We start from the raw sequence: 13702 nt of genomic DNA, 5'->3' as shown, positions 1-13702 counted from the left end.
CGGGAGAGGGTCATTTTGGCTTAAAAACCAACACTCGCCTGCACAAAGAACGTACGCGGCTCGCCAAGGTAAATCCCCGCGTTGTTGTCGCTGGAGCGGGTGTAGTACTCCTGGTTGAACAGGTTCTTGATCCCCGCTCCCACTTTCAGGTTTGACGCTTCAGGGCCGAAGTCGTAACCGACTCGGGTGCTCCAGGTCGCATACCCAGGAATATCGCCGTACTGGCCATCCGGGGTCGGATCAGTGATGTACACCCCGCCAGTGCCCGGCGCGTGCTGCTGGGACTGGGCAAACATGTCCAGGTTGTAGGTCCAGCGGTTGACCACGTAACGCGCCCCGAGGTTGACTACCTGGCGCGAATACAGCGGCAGATCACGCCCTTTGAAGTTCGGGATGTCACCCTCGGACGTCGCCTTGGTGTAGGTAAAGCCCGCATTGACCGACAGGCCGTCAAGGCGTGCGTCCAGTGCCGACATATCGTAGTGAACCGAGGTCTCGATACCCTGGTGCCTGGTCGCGCCCAGATTGGTCCAGCCCACATCGTTGCTCACATATTGCAGCTCGTCGGCAAAGTCGATGTAGAACAGCGTCACTTCACCGCCCCACACACCATTGTCGTAACGCGTACCCAGCTCATAGGTCTTGGCCTTTTCAGGACGCAAACCCGCTGCGGTCGCATCGCCGACACCGCCCTGGCCCAGCTGGAAGTACTGCAGGCTGCCGAACGAGGTCTCGTAGTTGGCAAACAGTTTCCACGCGTCCGACAGGTGATACATCACGCTCAGGGCCGGCAGTGCTTCGCTGCTGTCGATGCTGCGGTTTTTTTCCTGCACTGGTTTGCCGTTATTGCCCAGTACCGGGCGGTCGTGCCAGTTGGTGCTGATCCGCTCAAAGCGGATACCCGGGGTGACCGTCCAGTTGCCCACATCGATCTTGTCATCGATATAGAACGCGTTGGCCTCGGTGCCACCTGTGCGATCCTGATACACATGACCGTCTGCCCCGGGCCCCGGCACAGGCACGTTATTGACCAGGTACACCTGGCTGGCCTCTTCATGCATCGCCTCTTTGAGGTAGCGATAGCCCAGCCCCACTTCCTGCGTGACCGGCCCCAGGGTGAACACATGGGACACCCGCGGCTCGATACCGAAGGTGTGGTAACTGCGCGGATACGAAGCCAGGGTTTGCAGATTGCGGGCTGCAATGTTGCTGCCACGGAAGCTGTCGGTGTAATAGGTCAGGACTTCAAACTGGGTCTGGTCGTCGATCTGACGCAGGTACTTGAAGGACACATCCTTGCGTCGCCCGGTAAAGTTGTCGTAGTCACGCAGCGACTGGTACGGGTCAGCGTCAAACTGCTTTTGGGTCAGGCCACCGGGCATGTCCGCGGTGGCGTCGTAGTAGTGGAAATTGAGGGTGAAATCATCCTGGTCGGTGGGTGCCCAGTGGGTCTTGAGCAAGACGTCATCGATATCGTTGTCGTTGTTGCGCGCGCGATAGCCATCACCCTTGACTCCGGAATACAGCAATGCAGCACCGATACCGTTGTCCGCCGTGCCGCCGAGAAATGCCGATTCAATATGTTTCCAGCCACCACGCTCGGAGGTTTCCAGGGTTGTGCCGACCTCGCCCTGGAAGGTCTCGGGGATGGCCCGGGTCACAAAGTTGATCACCCCGCCCACGTTTTGCGGCCCGTAGCGCACCGAGCCGGCACCCCGCACCACGTCGATGCTGTCCAGGTTGCCCGATGAAATCGGTGCCATCGACAATTGTGGCTGGCCGTAGGGTGCAAACGCTGCCGGAATACCGTCAATCAGGACGGTGGAGCGCGGTGACAGACGCGACGTCAAACCCCGCACCCCCACGTTCAGCGAGATATCACTGCCGCCCGTGCCGTTGGACTCCTGCACCTGAACACCCGGGATACGCTTGAGGGCATCACTGACGTTCATCGTGCCCTGCTCGACCATCGCTTCGCGACGCACCACTGTCCGCGCCCCCGGGTGGTTCTGCACCACCGCGTCATTGGCATCGCTCAGCCAGTTGCCGACCACCTTTACATCCACCGGCCCCAGTTCCAGCGGCCCGGACGCTGGCGCAGCAGCACTGACCGTGGGCGCCGCACGCAGGGTTACAGCATCACCGTCAAGCTCGTAGCTCAAGCCACTGTCCTGCAGCAGTCGGGCCAGCGCCTGTTCTGGCGACAGGTTGCCATTCACCGCCGGAGCCTGCTTGCCAGCCACCAGCTGCGGGCTGAAAAACACTTGCAATGCCGTTTGCTGCGCCAGTTGGCTCAGGGCCGAGCCCAGGGGCTGAGATTGAATATGGATCACAGCCGGCGCAGATTCGCCAGCAAAAGCACAGGGCATTGCCGCGCTCACCGCCAGGGCCAAAGCCAGCGGTAGCAGGCGCGTCCGGGCGACAGAAGATGGAATGCTCAGGGGTGTTTCAAGCGAGGATAGTCGCCCACGAAGATTGTTGTTTTTCACGTCGAGTCTTGCCCTATGGATCGCACTTGAGTGCAACTGTTAATACAAACCAGTTGCAGTTGATCAAGAAGACGAAGAACTCGAAAAAAACCTGAATCCCCAGCGCAATTATTTTCTGGCAATGATCTCCTGGCTGCCATCTGCGCGGGTTTTGATAGCCACCGGGAGGATCTGCGGCAACGCCTTGAGCAGGGCATCGGTGTCATCGGTTTTGAATACGCTGGAAAGCCGCATTTGCGCCAGCGCTGGGGTGCTGACGTGCAGCGGCTTGTCGCGATAGCGCGAGACCTCGGCGGCCACCTCGCCCAGACTGGCATCTTCAAATACCAGTTGCCCCTTGCGCCAGGCCGTCAGCGTCCCGGTATTGACTGCCTGCGCGGCCGCCACATGGCCCCGGGCATCGACCACGGTACCCAACCCGGCAGTCAGGTTGACCTGTGCATCCGGATGGCCTCCCTGGACCCGCACATGCCCTGATTCCACCGCAACCCGCGTCTGCTCGGCTTCGCGCAGCACATCAAAACGGGTACCGGTCACCGTTACCCTGCCGGCCCCGGCCTGCACCACAAATGGCCGCTCCGGATCATGGGCCACACTGAACATGGCTTCGCCCTGCTCCAGTTCAACATTGCGCTGCTCACGCGCAAAGCTGACGCGCACACGGCTGCGACCATTGAGTTCAATGCTCGAGCCATCAGGCAAATCAAGGGTGCGCTGCTCTCCCAACACCGTGGCAAATTCGGCGTGATAACCCGCCGACGACTGCAGTTGCATCCATACACCCGCCCCCGCCGCCACGGCCACAATACCTGCGGCCAGCCCGCAAGCCAGTAACGAAAGGCGTGTCGGCTTCGCCACCGGCACTTCACACAGCGCCCGCATGCGGGCCCGGGGCAAGAGATCGGCGGCTGACCACAGGCTGGCCAGCCACTGATACTCCGCCTCATGGCTGGCATGCTGCGTACGCCAGGCTTCAAACTCGGCCTGCTCGCACGCACCCAGGGTTTGTGCTTGCACCCGGGTAAACCAGGTGGCCGCCGCATCACGCACGTTGGCGCTGCCACAGGTACAGTCTCGTGTATCCATCCTGCAATCCTTTACCGATGTCATCACGGCGCCTCCACCCGTTCACGCAGATGGCGCAGGGTGCGGATCATATACTTTTCCACCATGTTCCTGGACAGCCCCAGGCGTTCGGCAATCTCGGCCTGGGTCAGGCCTTCGATTTTCTGCCAGACGAAAACCTTGCGACAATTGAGCGGCAGTTCCTGCAAAGCCCTTTCGACCGACTCAGCCAACTGGATAGCGCGCATATACTGCTCCGGATCGCCGGTTTGCGACGAACTTGGGGGAACGGCAGCCAGCTCCTTGGCGTCGCGTAACTCCTGGCGGCGAAAACCGTCTACCGCAATATTGCGTGCAGTCTGATGCAAATAGGCGCGTGGCTGCTCAACCGCATCCGGGTTGGATTCAAGCACGCGGACAAAGGTGTCATGGGCCAGGTCTTGCGCCTGCTGCCGATTGCGCAGGCGCCGGGTCCAGGTGCCGATCAACTCTTCGTAGTGTTCAAAGAAGCCCGTTCTACGGGGCACTTTCTGAGTCATCGCACAGGACTGCACAGGTGGGGCGCGAATAGTAATGCTTCCTATTAGAGCCAGCAATCACCCGGATGACAGAAGGTCTTCGCACTACATTTCGGCCTTGGCCAGCAAACGCCTCTCAACCGCTGTAACACCGCTGAAACCGTAACGCCATGCAGTTGACAGGCCCACCAGCCCCATCAGCGCACAAAACCCCAGGCACACCCAGGGACTCCACGGCATCAGCGCGATCAGCAGCAACGGCGTGGTACTTGCCCAAAGCGCATAGGCGATATTATAGGTAAAGGAAATCCCCGAAACCCGGATCGGGGCCGGGAACAGTCCGACCATCACCGACGGCACCACCCCGACAATCCCGCAGGTCAAGCCGGCGAACGCATAGGCCAGGCCGGGCAAAACCCACTCCCCGACCAGGCTGGCATACAACACGCCAATGCCCAGCGGCAGCAGCAGACTGTACAGTGCGATGCTGCGCCATACGCCGATACGGTCAACGATCAACCCGGCCAGCACACAGCCTATATTCAAAAATACGATACCCAGGCTGCTCAACGCAAAGGTATGGCTGGCAGCCATGCCGAAGCGCTGCTGCATCACGGTCGGCGTGATAACCACAAACACCACAACGGCACTGGTGAGCACGCAGGTCAGCAGCGCTGCCGGCAGCAATGAAGCTCGGTGCTCGCGCAATACTGTGCGCAAGGGGAACTCGGCCCGGCCCTCTTTGCGTTCACGCAGGGCCAGAAACACCGGCGTTTCACTGAGCCAACGGCGCAACCACACGCCAATCACCCCGAACACGCCACCGAGCAGGAACGGAAAGCGCCAGGCGTAATCGAGGATTTCTGCCGGGGTAAACAGCTGTGCCAGCAGTGTGGCGGTCAAGGCCCCGATCAAGTAACCAAAAGTCAGCCCGGCCTGCAAAAAACCAAGGGCAAAGCCGCGGCGACCGGCCGGCGCATGTTCGGCCACAAACACCCAGGCACTGGGTACTTCGCCACCGACCGCTGCGCCCTGCAGGATGCGCAGGGCCAGCAGGATCAGCGGGGCGAAGTAACCGATTTCGGCGTAAGTGGGCATGATGCCGATCAGCAGGCAGGGCAGCGCCATCATCAGGATGCTCAGGCTGAATACCCGTTTGCGCCCCAGGTGATCGGCAAAATGCGCCATCAGAATCCCGCCCAGCGGACGCGCCAGATAGCCGGTCACAAAAATCCCGAAGCTTTGCAGCAGACGCAGCCATTCGGGCATGTCCGGGGGGAAAAACAGCTGGCTGAGGGTCAGGGCAAAGAACACGAAAATGATAAAATCGTAGATCTCCAGCGCCCCGCCCAGGGCAGCAAGGCCCAGGGCTCTGTAGTCGGAACGGGAAAAACGCACCGTTGTGGCTTGGGTATCGGCAGACATAAATAGGCTCAATATGAACGGGGCACGCCTATATTGGCGTTTGCGGTCGAAGGCGCGAGCATAGCAAAACCTGTGGGCAATCACTCATTACCTGAGGGAGCTGGCTTGCCTGCGATGCCGGCACTGCGGTTTGCCGGGATAACTTCGTCAATGCGCCCGCTCCCACCAGAATCTGCAAGCAGCTAGCCCTGCCACCCCCCACCCAGCGCCGCAAACACATCCACCAGGGACAACGAGACCTGCGCAGTGCTGTCCACCAGCGCCGCTTCGTTGGCCAGCAACGCGTTTTGCACCGTGAGTACGTTGAGAAAGTCCACCGTACCCTGGGCATATTGCTGGTGCACGCTGTCCAGCGCCCGCTGGCTATGCATCACCGCCTGCTGCAGGCTGTCGCGCCGGCGCTGGCTGGCCTGATACGCCACCAGCGTATCGTCCACCTCATGCCAGGCGCGCAATACGGTTTGCTGGTAGGCAATGCCCGCCTCCTGCTGGCGCCCTTCCTGCAACTGCAAGGCCCCCTGCAAACGCCCGCCCTCGAACACCGGTACGCTCAAGCCCGGGCCGAATGCAAAATTGCGCGAGCCCCAACTGCCCAGATCCGACAGCTGCGTGGCTTGAAAACCGATACTGCCGGACAGGGTAATCCGCGGATAGAAGTCCGCCTCGGCCATGCCGATCGCTGCAGTGGCTGCATGCAATCGGGCCTCGGCACGACGAATATCGGGCCGCCGTTGCGCCAATTCGCTGGGCAGACCGATCGGCACATCGGCGCCATAGGCCGGCACCCCTGCCGCTGCGCTCAATTGCGCCTGCAAGGCTCTTGGCTCGCGGGCCAGCAGCAAGCCGAGAGCATTGATCAACTGTGCACTGCGTTGCTGCAAGGGGGCCTGACGTGCTTCGATCTCGGCCACTTGGGCGCCAGCTTCAGACACCTGCAAATCCGTAGCCACGCCCTCCCGCAGCTGCAACCGGGTCAGTTCCAGGCTGCGGCGGGCGATTTGCAGGTTTTGCTCCACCACGGCCAATGCCTGCTGAGTGCCGCGCAACTGAATATAGTGCTGCGCGGTCTGCACGATCACCAACAGTTGCACCGCGTTACGGTCCTGCACCGCCACTTGTACCGAGGCATCAGCCGCTTCCACCGAACGCTTGACCCGGCCCCAGAGGTCAGCCTCCCAACTGAACCCAAGGCCACCATTCCACAGGTTGAAAGCCTGCTTGCCACTGTGCCCGGAAGGGTCACTCAAACCTTTCTGGCTGTTACGGCTCCGACTGTAAGCCGCCGTTGCACCGACCTCGGGCAAGGTGTCGGCGTTGATCTGACGGCGGATAGCCAGGCTTTGTTGCAAGCGGCTTGCAGCCAGTTGCACATCAAAGTTGCGCTGCTGCGCCTCGCGCACCAGCGCCGACAATTGCCTGTCGCCGAAACGGTCCCACCAGTGCAGGTCCACCGCTGTTTGCAGCGCATGGTTGTGCCCCGCCTCAGTGGGTACCGACGCCCAGTTCGCAGGCAACTTGGGCACGGGAGCCTTGAAGTCCGGGCCGACCACGCAACCACTCAGGCTCAGTACGCTGTAACAGGCCACAGCCAGGGCCACTGCAGTTTTGTTCATCGAGTGCTGACCTGCTGATCGTGAGCCATTGCCGTGTCGATGGAGGCATCCACCGACATCCCCAGGCGCAATTGGCTGGCCAGTAACTGCCCGTGATCCAGAGTGACTTTCACCGCAATACGTTGCGCCACTTTGGTGAAGTTGCCCGTGGCGTTATCCGGAGCAATCGCCGAGAACGTCACCCCCGTGGCCGGGGCGATGCTGTCCACGGTGCCTTGCAGGGTCTGCCCCGGAAAACTGTCGACCTTGATCGTCACACGCTGCCCTGCCTGCATGTGGGTGAGCTGGTGCTCGAGAAAGTTGGCCACCACATAGGCGTCGGCCAGCGGCACCACCGCCAGCACGGTGTCGCCGGGTTTGACGTAAGCGCCAAGGCGCACACTGCGACGCCCCACCACACCGTCAAACGGTGCCAGCAGTTGTGTATGCGACAAGTCCAGATCGGCCCGTGCCAGTAAGGCCTCGGCATACTGCACCGAGGCTTGCGCGGCCGTAGCCCGGGCGGCCAGCACCCGGGTTTGCTGGCGAGCAGCTTCCAGTGCAGCCTTGTGCTGTGCCAACTCGGCACGCGCGGTGAGCGAACGGTTTTTCGCCTGCTGGGAGTTCTGCAGCGTGCCTGCGCCCTGCCCGGCCAGATGCTGATAACGCTGCAACTCATGCTCGGCAAATTCGACTTGCGCCAGATCCGCATCGACCGTGGCCTTGGCCTGCTCGATCAACGAACGCTGGCGTTCCAGCATCGCCAGGGCATTGACCCGTTGTGCCTGTGCCGTCGCCACGCTGGCTTGCGCAGCCTGCACGGCAGCGCGGTAGTCCTGCGGATCGATCCGCGCCAGCAACTGACCGGCCTTGACCGGCTGGTTATCCTGCACCAGCACCTCGTCGATAAACCCCGCCACTTTTGGCGCAATCAAGGTGTAATCGGCGCTGACAAAGGCATCATTGGTGTTCTGCACGGTGCCCGTGGCAAAGACCAACCGCCACAACCCGTACAGCACGATCACTGCCAACGCGACTGCGCCGACCAGAACCCAGGGCTTGCGCCCGTTTGTTGTACTCATTTCACAACTCCAGCAGCTGTGCCCGGCGCGTAGATCCGCGTGGGGCCAAAAGGAATTAACACAATCAGAAAAAGCGCCAGGACGGCCATGTACAGATAAAGATCGGAACTGGTCAGCACCACGGCCTGCTGATGAACCCGGCGCGCCAGGTCTGTGCCGGAATTGACCAGCGGCGAGTTGCCCAGCCGATCGAGCAACATGGTTGAGTGATAGTGCTCGCGATTGAGCGTCAGCACCCCCAGCACACTGCTTGCTGCCACCGCCGAAAACCCTTTGACGGTGTTGAACCAGGCCGATGCAAACGGGCCATCCGCCGGGTTCAGGCCGCCGGTGGCGAGCATCAGCAGAGGAATCACTGCCATGGGCTGGGCGATGATCTGTATCGCCTGCAAGCTGTAAAAATTTTCCCGGTTCCACACCGAGGTAACTTGCGAACCGATGCCGCAGGCCAGCGCCAGCAACCCCAGACCAATGGCCAGCACCCAGCGACAATCGACCCAGCGCAGATTGCACAACGCAACGACCAGTGGCAGCGCAATCAATTGCGGCAAGGCCACCAGCAACATCACCGGCGCGGTTTCGAGGGGGCGATAGCCCTGCACCTGAGCGAGGTAACTGGACGGAATATTGATCACTGCCAGCAACACAAACAACACCCCGCCCAGCGTCAACAATGCATGGGCAAGATTGCGGATTTTCAGCAGTTGCAGCTTGAAAAACGGCAGCGGATGGGACCACTCATTGATAAAGAACAGCACCATCAGGGCCGTGCCGGCGACGATAAAAAAACGGATCATCGGCGACTCGAACCAGTTCAGGCGCTGACCCAGCTCCAGCGCCAGTACCAGCATGATCAACCCCGGCAAACCCAGGAGCAGGCCGCGCCAGTCAAACTGCTTGAAACGCTCCAGACGCAACGGGTCTTGCGGCAAGCCCCAGGCCACGCAGGCCATCGACAACAGGCCCAGGGGGATGATTTGCCAGAACGCCCATTGCCACCCGGCGTACTCCACCCACCAGGCCGATAACGGCGTGCCGAAGCTGGGCCCGAAAGTGGCCGTCAGCGCATAACTGCCCAGGCCATACAGGCGAATGCCCGGCGGCAGGAAGCGCAACGCCACTGACATCAACATCGGCGGCAAGGCCCCACCGGCAAAGCCTTGCAAGGTGCGCAGCAGCATCAGCGCATCAACATTCGGAGCCAGAGGGCAAAGAATGCCCAACAGTAAAAAGGCGCCGATGGCACACAGGGTAAAACGGCGCAGGGAAAAGGTGGCTGCACACCACGGCGCAAAGGCCATGGCACTGATGGACGTGGCCGAATACACCGCCAGCAGCCAGGTGCTTTCGTCATAACCGATACCCATCGCCCCGCGGATATCGGGCATGGCCACCTTGGTGACATTTTCGTTGAACCCCGACACCAGCACGGCCAGCAAAACGCCCAGCAGACCGGTAAAAATCCGCAGGCCAAACGCCGCACTCCTGGCCGGGGCCGGGGTGGGAGCCACAGCACCCGCAACCAGCGCCGTCACAGCGCAGCTCCAGGCGCCAGACTGCGCCCATGGTCAAACCGCCAATACATGGCTGACTCCGTCGTCTTGATAGATGACAGAAAGTTTAATCAGCCGGCATAGCTATAAAAATTGATAAATAACTAACTGTGGAGTGCGTCAGACGCAACCATTGTAATGTTGACTCCCTCCCCGTAGCAGCTGCCTCGTTCCTTCGGCAGCGGCTACAGAGGTTGCGGTCAAATCACCGCGTTGTCGCAAAAGGTCTTGAGGGTACGACGCAGCCAGCGGTGGGCATGGTCGTTATCCAGCCGCGGATGCCAGGCCTGGACAATATCCACCGGCTGCAGGGTGATCGGCAGCTCGAACGGGCGCAGTTTGAGGCCCAGTGGCTCCAGGTTTTTGAGCAGCACCTGGGGCATCAGCGGCAGGATCAGATCCTCCCCTGCCAGGGCAAAAATCGCCGAGTAGAACGTCGGCGTGGTAAACGACACCCGACGCTCCAGCCCCAGTTCGGCCAGCAGCGCATCAATCGGCCCGCGGGCATGGCCCCTGCGGGACACACTGATGTGGTCAAAACTGGCAAAGCGCCGGGCCGTAACGGGCTCATCGAAAATCGGATGCCCTTCCCGTGCCAACCCCACAAACGGACAGGTAAACAGCCTCTGGACCTTGATATCCGGGCTGAAGCGGTTAGTGGCGCAGATAGTCAGGTCAATGCGACCTTCATTCAGTGCCTCGTCATCAGTAAAACCCTCAGGTACCACCCGCAACGTAGCCTTGGGCATCTCCAGGGCCATTTGCTGGCGCAGTGCTGCGCCATACACACCAAAAAACACGTCATTGGCGCGAATGCTGAACGTACGCTCCAGCTCACGCAAATCACTGTTCTGGCTCTGGGTGAACACCCCGTGCGCCAGCTCCACCACACCGCGCACCTGTTCACGCAACTCCAGTGCACGGGGCGTGGGCACCAGGCCACGCCCTGAACGCACCAGAATGGGGTCGTTCAATACCTCGCGAATCCGGGTCAGGGTGCGACTCATGGCCGGGGCACTCAGGTTCATGCGTCGGGCAGCACCCACCACAGAGCCCTCTTCGAGCAAGACATTCAAGGTAACCAGTAGATTCAAGTCAGGTATTTGCATGGAGCAAAGGGTATCGGCTAACGCTCCCCCTGCCTAGCCAACCAGCAATGCACCATTGTTGCGCAGCAGGTAAAACAGTTTCGCTCACTCTTAGCTAGCTAACTAAGAGTGGCATTGATACATTGCCGCTCGTCAGGTTTGCGCCTGACGCTCTCTTTGGTTGAGATTTTTGGCCATTACCGGATCCCCATGATGGTAATGGCCTTTTTTACGCCTGCCGCTTTTCCTGCCCCACGATAGAGCCATCCCCAGTGGTGGACCCGCCAGACCTGAACTACGCTGCCAGCCCAATCCACTACAGCAATTGGGGACTTTATGCGGCTGGGTAAAAAGATTTCGAATCTGGAACAGTTGGTCTGCAAAAATTACCGCTGGATCCACGCCACCCGCATCAGCCTGGCGTTCCTGATTACCTTTGTTGTCATCCGCTTCTTCAAGCTCGACGGCGCCTCCTATGCCCTGATCACCATGCTCATTGTCATGGGACCACAGCCCTACTGGGGCAACGTATTCTCCCGGGCCCTGCAGCGTACCGGCGGCACAGTACTGGGCGCGCTGTCCGGGCTGGTGGCGCTGTATCTGGAGATGCACTCTTTTAGCCTGATGCTGCTCTGGTGCGCGGTGATGATGTTTATTGCCGGCTACCTGACCCTGGGCAAACACCCCTATATGGCCCTGCTGATCGGAGCAACCCTGGCGGTGGTCAGCTGCGCCCCGCCCAATGACATGGAGTCGGCACTCACCCGCAGCGGCTATGTGCTGGCAGGTTCTTTGTTGGCCATGCTCTACACCAGCATTTACCCACAGCGGGCCTATACCGACCTGCGGATCAAGTTCAGCGAGAGCCTGGGCAAGATCAATACCCTGTACTCGCAATACTTCTCCCCGCGAATCCCCGAACGCCCCAATCTGGATGATCAACTGAAGAACGAACTGGACGCGGTCATCAAGTTGCGCAACTACATCACCCCTGCCAGCAACGAAAGCAACCTCAAGCCACAAGTGTTCGAGTCCCTGCAAACCCTGCACCGCAACCTGCTGGCCACCATGAGCCTGATGATCGATGCGTATTGGTCATCACGGGAAAGCCACCTGCTGATCGAAAGCGAGCCCGCCTTGAACGGTCTGCACCAGTTGATCCCGCAAGCGCTCGAATCGCTGCAGAACAAGCTGTGTATGGGCATTTCCAACAACCAGATCAGCGGCGAACTGCGCCAGAAAGCCCACGATCTCAAGGAGCTTGTGCTCAAGAGCCTGGACGGCAAGATCACCGAGACACCCTTTTATGCCTATGTCTGGCTAAGCCTGGAGATGCTCAGGCAATTGACCGAACTCAATGACCAGTTGCATGCCGCGCTGTACCACTGCGGCCATCGGCATTTGTTTAAAAACGACAAGTTGCCCGACGAAAAATAACGTAACACCCACAGCAAAAAGTTACATCCGACTCATTTAGATGACTTATCGCACTAAAGATGAAGATTCTTCGTACATAAACATGGAATTTTCAGCGATTAACGACGCTTAAACCACAAACTCAAAACATATAACAAATTGTTTTATATGAAGTTTTTAACAAATCCTTGGATTTCATTTCGTGTCAACAGCCTCTGACCCGCACGCCTGCAACACCTGGCCTGCCTGAAATTATGGTCTAGGCTCTGCTCGCACCCGTATTAATGGATTTGAACGGTTGAGCTTATGAAACGACAACAGGCATTAAAAAACCCCACTCACACGTCAACCCGCCTTCACACGTACCCATCGTGTGGAGTGTTTTGCATGCGCGCACGCCTGAGCGGCACTCCAGAACGTTAATTCTTACCGCACTGTAGATAGGAGGGCTTATGCAGCTCACCCCCAGAGAAGTCGAAAAGCTGATGGTTTACACCCTGTCGGACGTCGCATTCCGGCGCAAGGCTCGCGGCTTGAAATTGAACTATCCAGAGGCTGTTTCAATTATCACCGTGACCGCCCTGGAAGGCGCACGCGATGGCAAGTCGGTTGAGGATGTGATGACCGAGGCCAGCAAAGTACTCACCAAGGATGACGTGATGGAAGGCGTCAGCGACCTTATTCCCAACGTTCAGGTTGAAGCGATTTTCACCGACGGCAGTCGTCTGGTCACGGTCCACGACCCGATCAAGTAACCGTCTGCTTTAAACCCGGTAAACGCAAAACTTTCACGTTTTGAGGAATCAGTCATGAGCACCAAAGAGACAGCAGGCCCGCACCAGGATACTCACCCGAACCACAGCATCCCCCACGCCAAGAACCCCGGTGGCGTCAGCAAGGGCAATGAAGCCGATGTGCCTCTGGGCGGCACGATTTACGCCAGCACGCCCATCACCTTTAACGAAGACCGCCCCGTCACCAAGGTAAAGGTGCGCAACACCGGTGACCGTCCGATCCAGATCGGCTCGCACTTTCACTTCTTTGAAGTCAACCGTGCCCTGGAATTCGACCGCGCCGCCGCCTTTGGCAAGCGCCTGAACATCACGGCCACCACAGCCATCCGCTTCGAGCCGGGCGACGAAATCGAAGTGCCGTTGATCCCCTACGGTGGCAAGCAAACGCTTTACGGCTTCAACAACCTGGTCGATGGCTGGGTACCGGACAAGCTCACCAGCAACCATGAGCGCCCGGAAAAACTGCAGGCCATCCAGCGCGCAGTCGATCGCGGCTTCAAGTTCTCCGAGCCGGCCAAGCCGTCCAAGCCCGTCAACGACAAGTAACCACGCATTCTCATACTTTGCACTCGCGCCGTTGAACCATTGACGCTCGCGCGGCATTAGGCTCTGTACGTAAAGTATTGTCGCAAGCACCGCATAGCGCAGGCCAATGAGACCATCGCCGCAAAACTTGTTGC

At 59.6% G+C, this 13702-nt stretch carries 10 protein-coding genes and 1 pseudogene; 3 read left to right on the top strand and 8 right to left on the bottom strand.

Annotation, left to right across the window (positions count from 1 at the left end; genetic code table 11):
• Positions 1-20 precede the first annotated feature (20 nt).
• From GHN92_RS02480 to GHN92_RS02445, 8 genes are all read right to left on the bottom strand, one after another.
• A complete protein-coding gene (locus tag GHN92_RS02480; protein WP_232527615.1) occupies positions 21-2369 on the bottom strand; it encodes a TonB-dependent receptor in 2349 nt (782 codons plus the stop codon).
• A 228-nt stretch (positions 2370-2597) separates the two neighbouring features.
• Entirely contained in the window at positions 2598-3575 is a 978-nt protein-coding gene (locus tag GHN92_RS02475) for a FecR family protein (protein WP_153379293.1), read from the bottom strand.
• A gap of 23 nt (positions 3576-3598) precedes the next feature.
• On the bottom strand, positions 3599-4093 hold the full coding sequence (locus tag GHN92_RS02470) for a sigma-70 family RNA polymerase sigma factor (protein WP_095000470.1): 495 nt from the start codon (positions 4091-4093) through the stop codon (positions 3599-3601).
• Positions 4094-4177: 84 nt separating this feature from the next.
• Complete coding sequence (locus GHN92_RS02465) at positions 4178-5497, bottom strand: MFS transporter (protein WP_153379291.1); 1320 nt, start codon at positions 5495-5497, stop codon at positions 4178-4180.
• A gap of 182 nt (positions 5498-5679) precedes the next feature.
• Entirely contained in the window at positions 5680-7110 is a 1431-nt protein-coding gene (locus GHN92_RS02460; RefSeq protein ID WP_095000472.1) for an efflux transporter outer membrane subunit, read from the bottom strand.
• Positions 7107-8171 (bottom strand): HlyD family secretion protein, encoded by a 1065-nt coding sequence (locus tag GHN92_RS02455; RefSeq protein WP_153379289.1) that lies wholly within the window; start codon positions 8169-8171, stop codon positions 7107-7109. The genes GHN92_RS02460 and GHN92_RS02455 overlap by 4 nt, the downstream gene beginning before the upstream one ends.
• Positions 8168-9706: an MFS transporter gene (locus tag GHN92_RS02450; protein ID WP_178102586.1), complete on the bottom strand. Its 1539-nt coding sequence runs from the start codon at positions 9704-9706 to the stop codon at positions 8168-8170. Before GHN92_RS02450 ends, GHN92_RS02455 begins: the two co-directional genes overlap by 4 nt.
• Positions 9707-9924: 218 nt before the next feature.
• Positions 9925-10833, bottom strand: coding sequence for a LysR family transcriptional regulator (locus tag GHN92_RS02445; protein ID WP_095018077.1), 909 nt, complete (start codon positions 10831-10833; stop codon positions 9925-9927).
• A 315-nt stretch (positions 10834-11148) separates the two neighbouring features.
• Here GHN92_RS02445 and GHN92_RS02440 point away from each other — a divergent pair, with 315 nt between their 5' ends.
• The 3 genes and pseudogenes from GHN92_RS02440 to GHN92_RS24385 all read left to right on the top strand — a co-directional run.
• A complete protein-coding gene (locus tag GHN92_RS02440; protein ID WP_095000476.1) occupies positions 11149-12249 on the top strand; it encodes an FUSC family protein in 1101 nt (366 codons plus the stop codon).
• A gap of 431 nt (positions 12250-12680) precedes the next feature.
• Positions 12681-12983 carry an urease subunit gamma gene (locus GHN92_RS02435; RefSeq protein ID WP_016781195.1) on the top strand — a complete coding sequence of 101 codons (303 nt, stop codon included), beginning with the start codon at positions 12681-12683 and terminating at the stop codon, positions 12981-12983.
• Between the two features lie 159 nt (positions 12984-13142).
• Positions 13143-13439: pseudogene (locus tag GHN92_RS24385) on the top strand (urease subunit beta); the annotation flags it as partial.
• Positions 13440-13702: the final 263 nt, after the last annotated feature.

Origin of the sequence: Pseudomonas sp. FSL R10-2964, from assembly GCF_009600035.1 — a bacterium.
GTDB lineage: Bacteria > Pseudomonadota > Gammaproteobacteria > Pseudomonadales > Pseudomonadaceae > Aquipseudomonas > Aquipseudomonas bubulae.
Note: the sequence above shows the minus strand (reverse complement) of the source record. Positions and strands in the feature narration are given on the sequence as shown.

Coding starts and splice junctions, on each gene's coding strand:
- GHN92_RS02445 (WP_095018077.1), bottom strand. CDS start 10,833: ATGCAAATACCTGACTTGAATCTACTGGTTACCTTGAATGTCTTGCTC.
- GHN92_RS02455 (WP_153379289.1), bottom strand. CDS start 8,171: ATGAGTACAACAAACGGGCGCAAGCCCTGGGTTCTGGTCGGCGCAGTC.
- GHN92_RS02435 (WP_016781195.1), top strand. CDS start 12,681: ATGCAGCTCACCCCCAGAGAAGTCGAAAAGCTGATGGTTTACACCCTG.
- GHN92_RS02460 (WP_095000472.1), bottom strand. CDS start 7,110: ATGAACAAAACTGCAGTGGCCCTGGCTGTGGCCTGTTACAGCGTACTG.
- GHN92_RS02475 (WP_153379293.1), bottom strand. CDS start 3,575: ATGGATACACGAGACTGTACCTGTGGCAGCGCCAACGTGCGTGATGCG.
- GHN92_RS02465 (WP_153379291.1), bottom strand. CDS start 5,497: ATGTCTGCCGATACCCAAGCCACAACGGTGCGTTTTTCCCGTTCCGAC.
- GHN92_RS02470 (WP_095000470.1), bottom strand. CDS start 4,093: ATGACTCAGAAAGTGCCCCGTAGAACGGGCTTCTTTGAACACTACGAA.
- GHN92_RS02480 (WP_232527615.1), bottom strand. CDS start 2,369: ATGCCCTGTGCTTTTGCTGGCGAATCTGCGCCGGCTGTGATCCATATT.
- GHN92_RS02440 (WP_095000476.1), top strand. CDS start 11,149: ATGCGGCTGGGTAAAAAGATTTCGAATCTGGAACAGTTGGTCTGCAAA.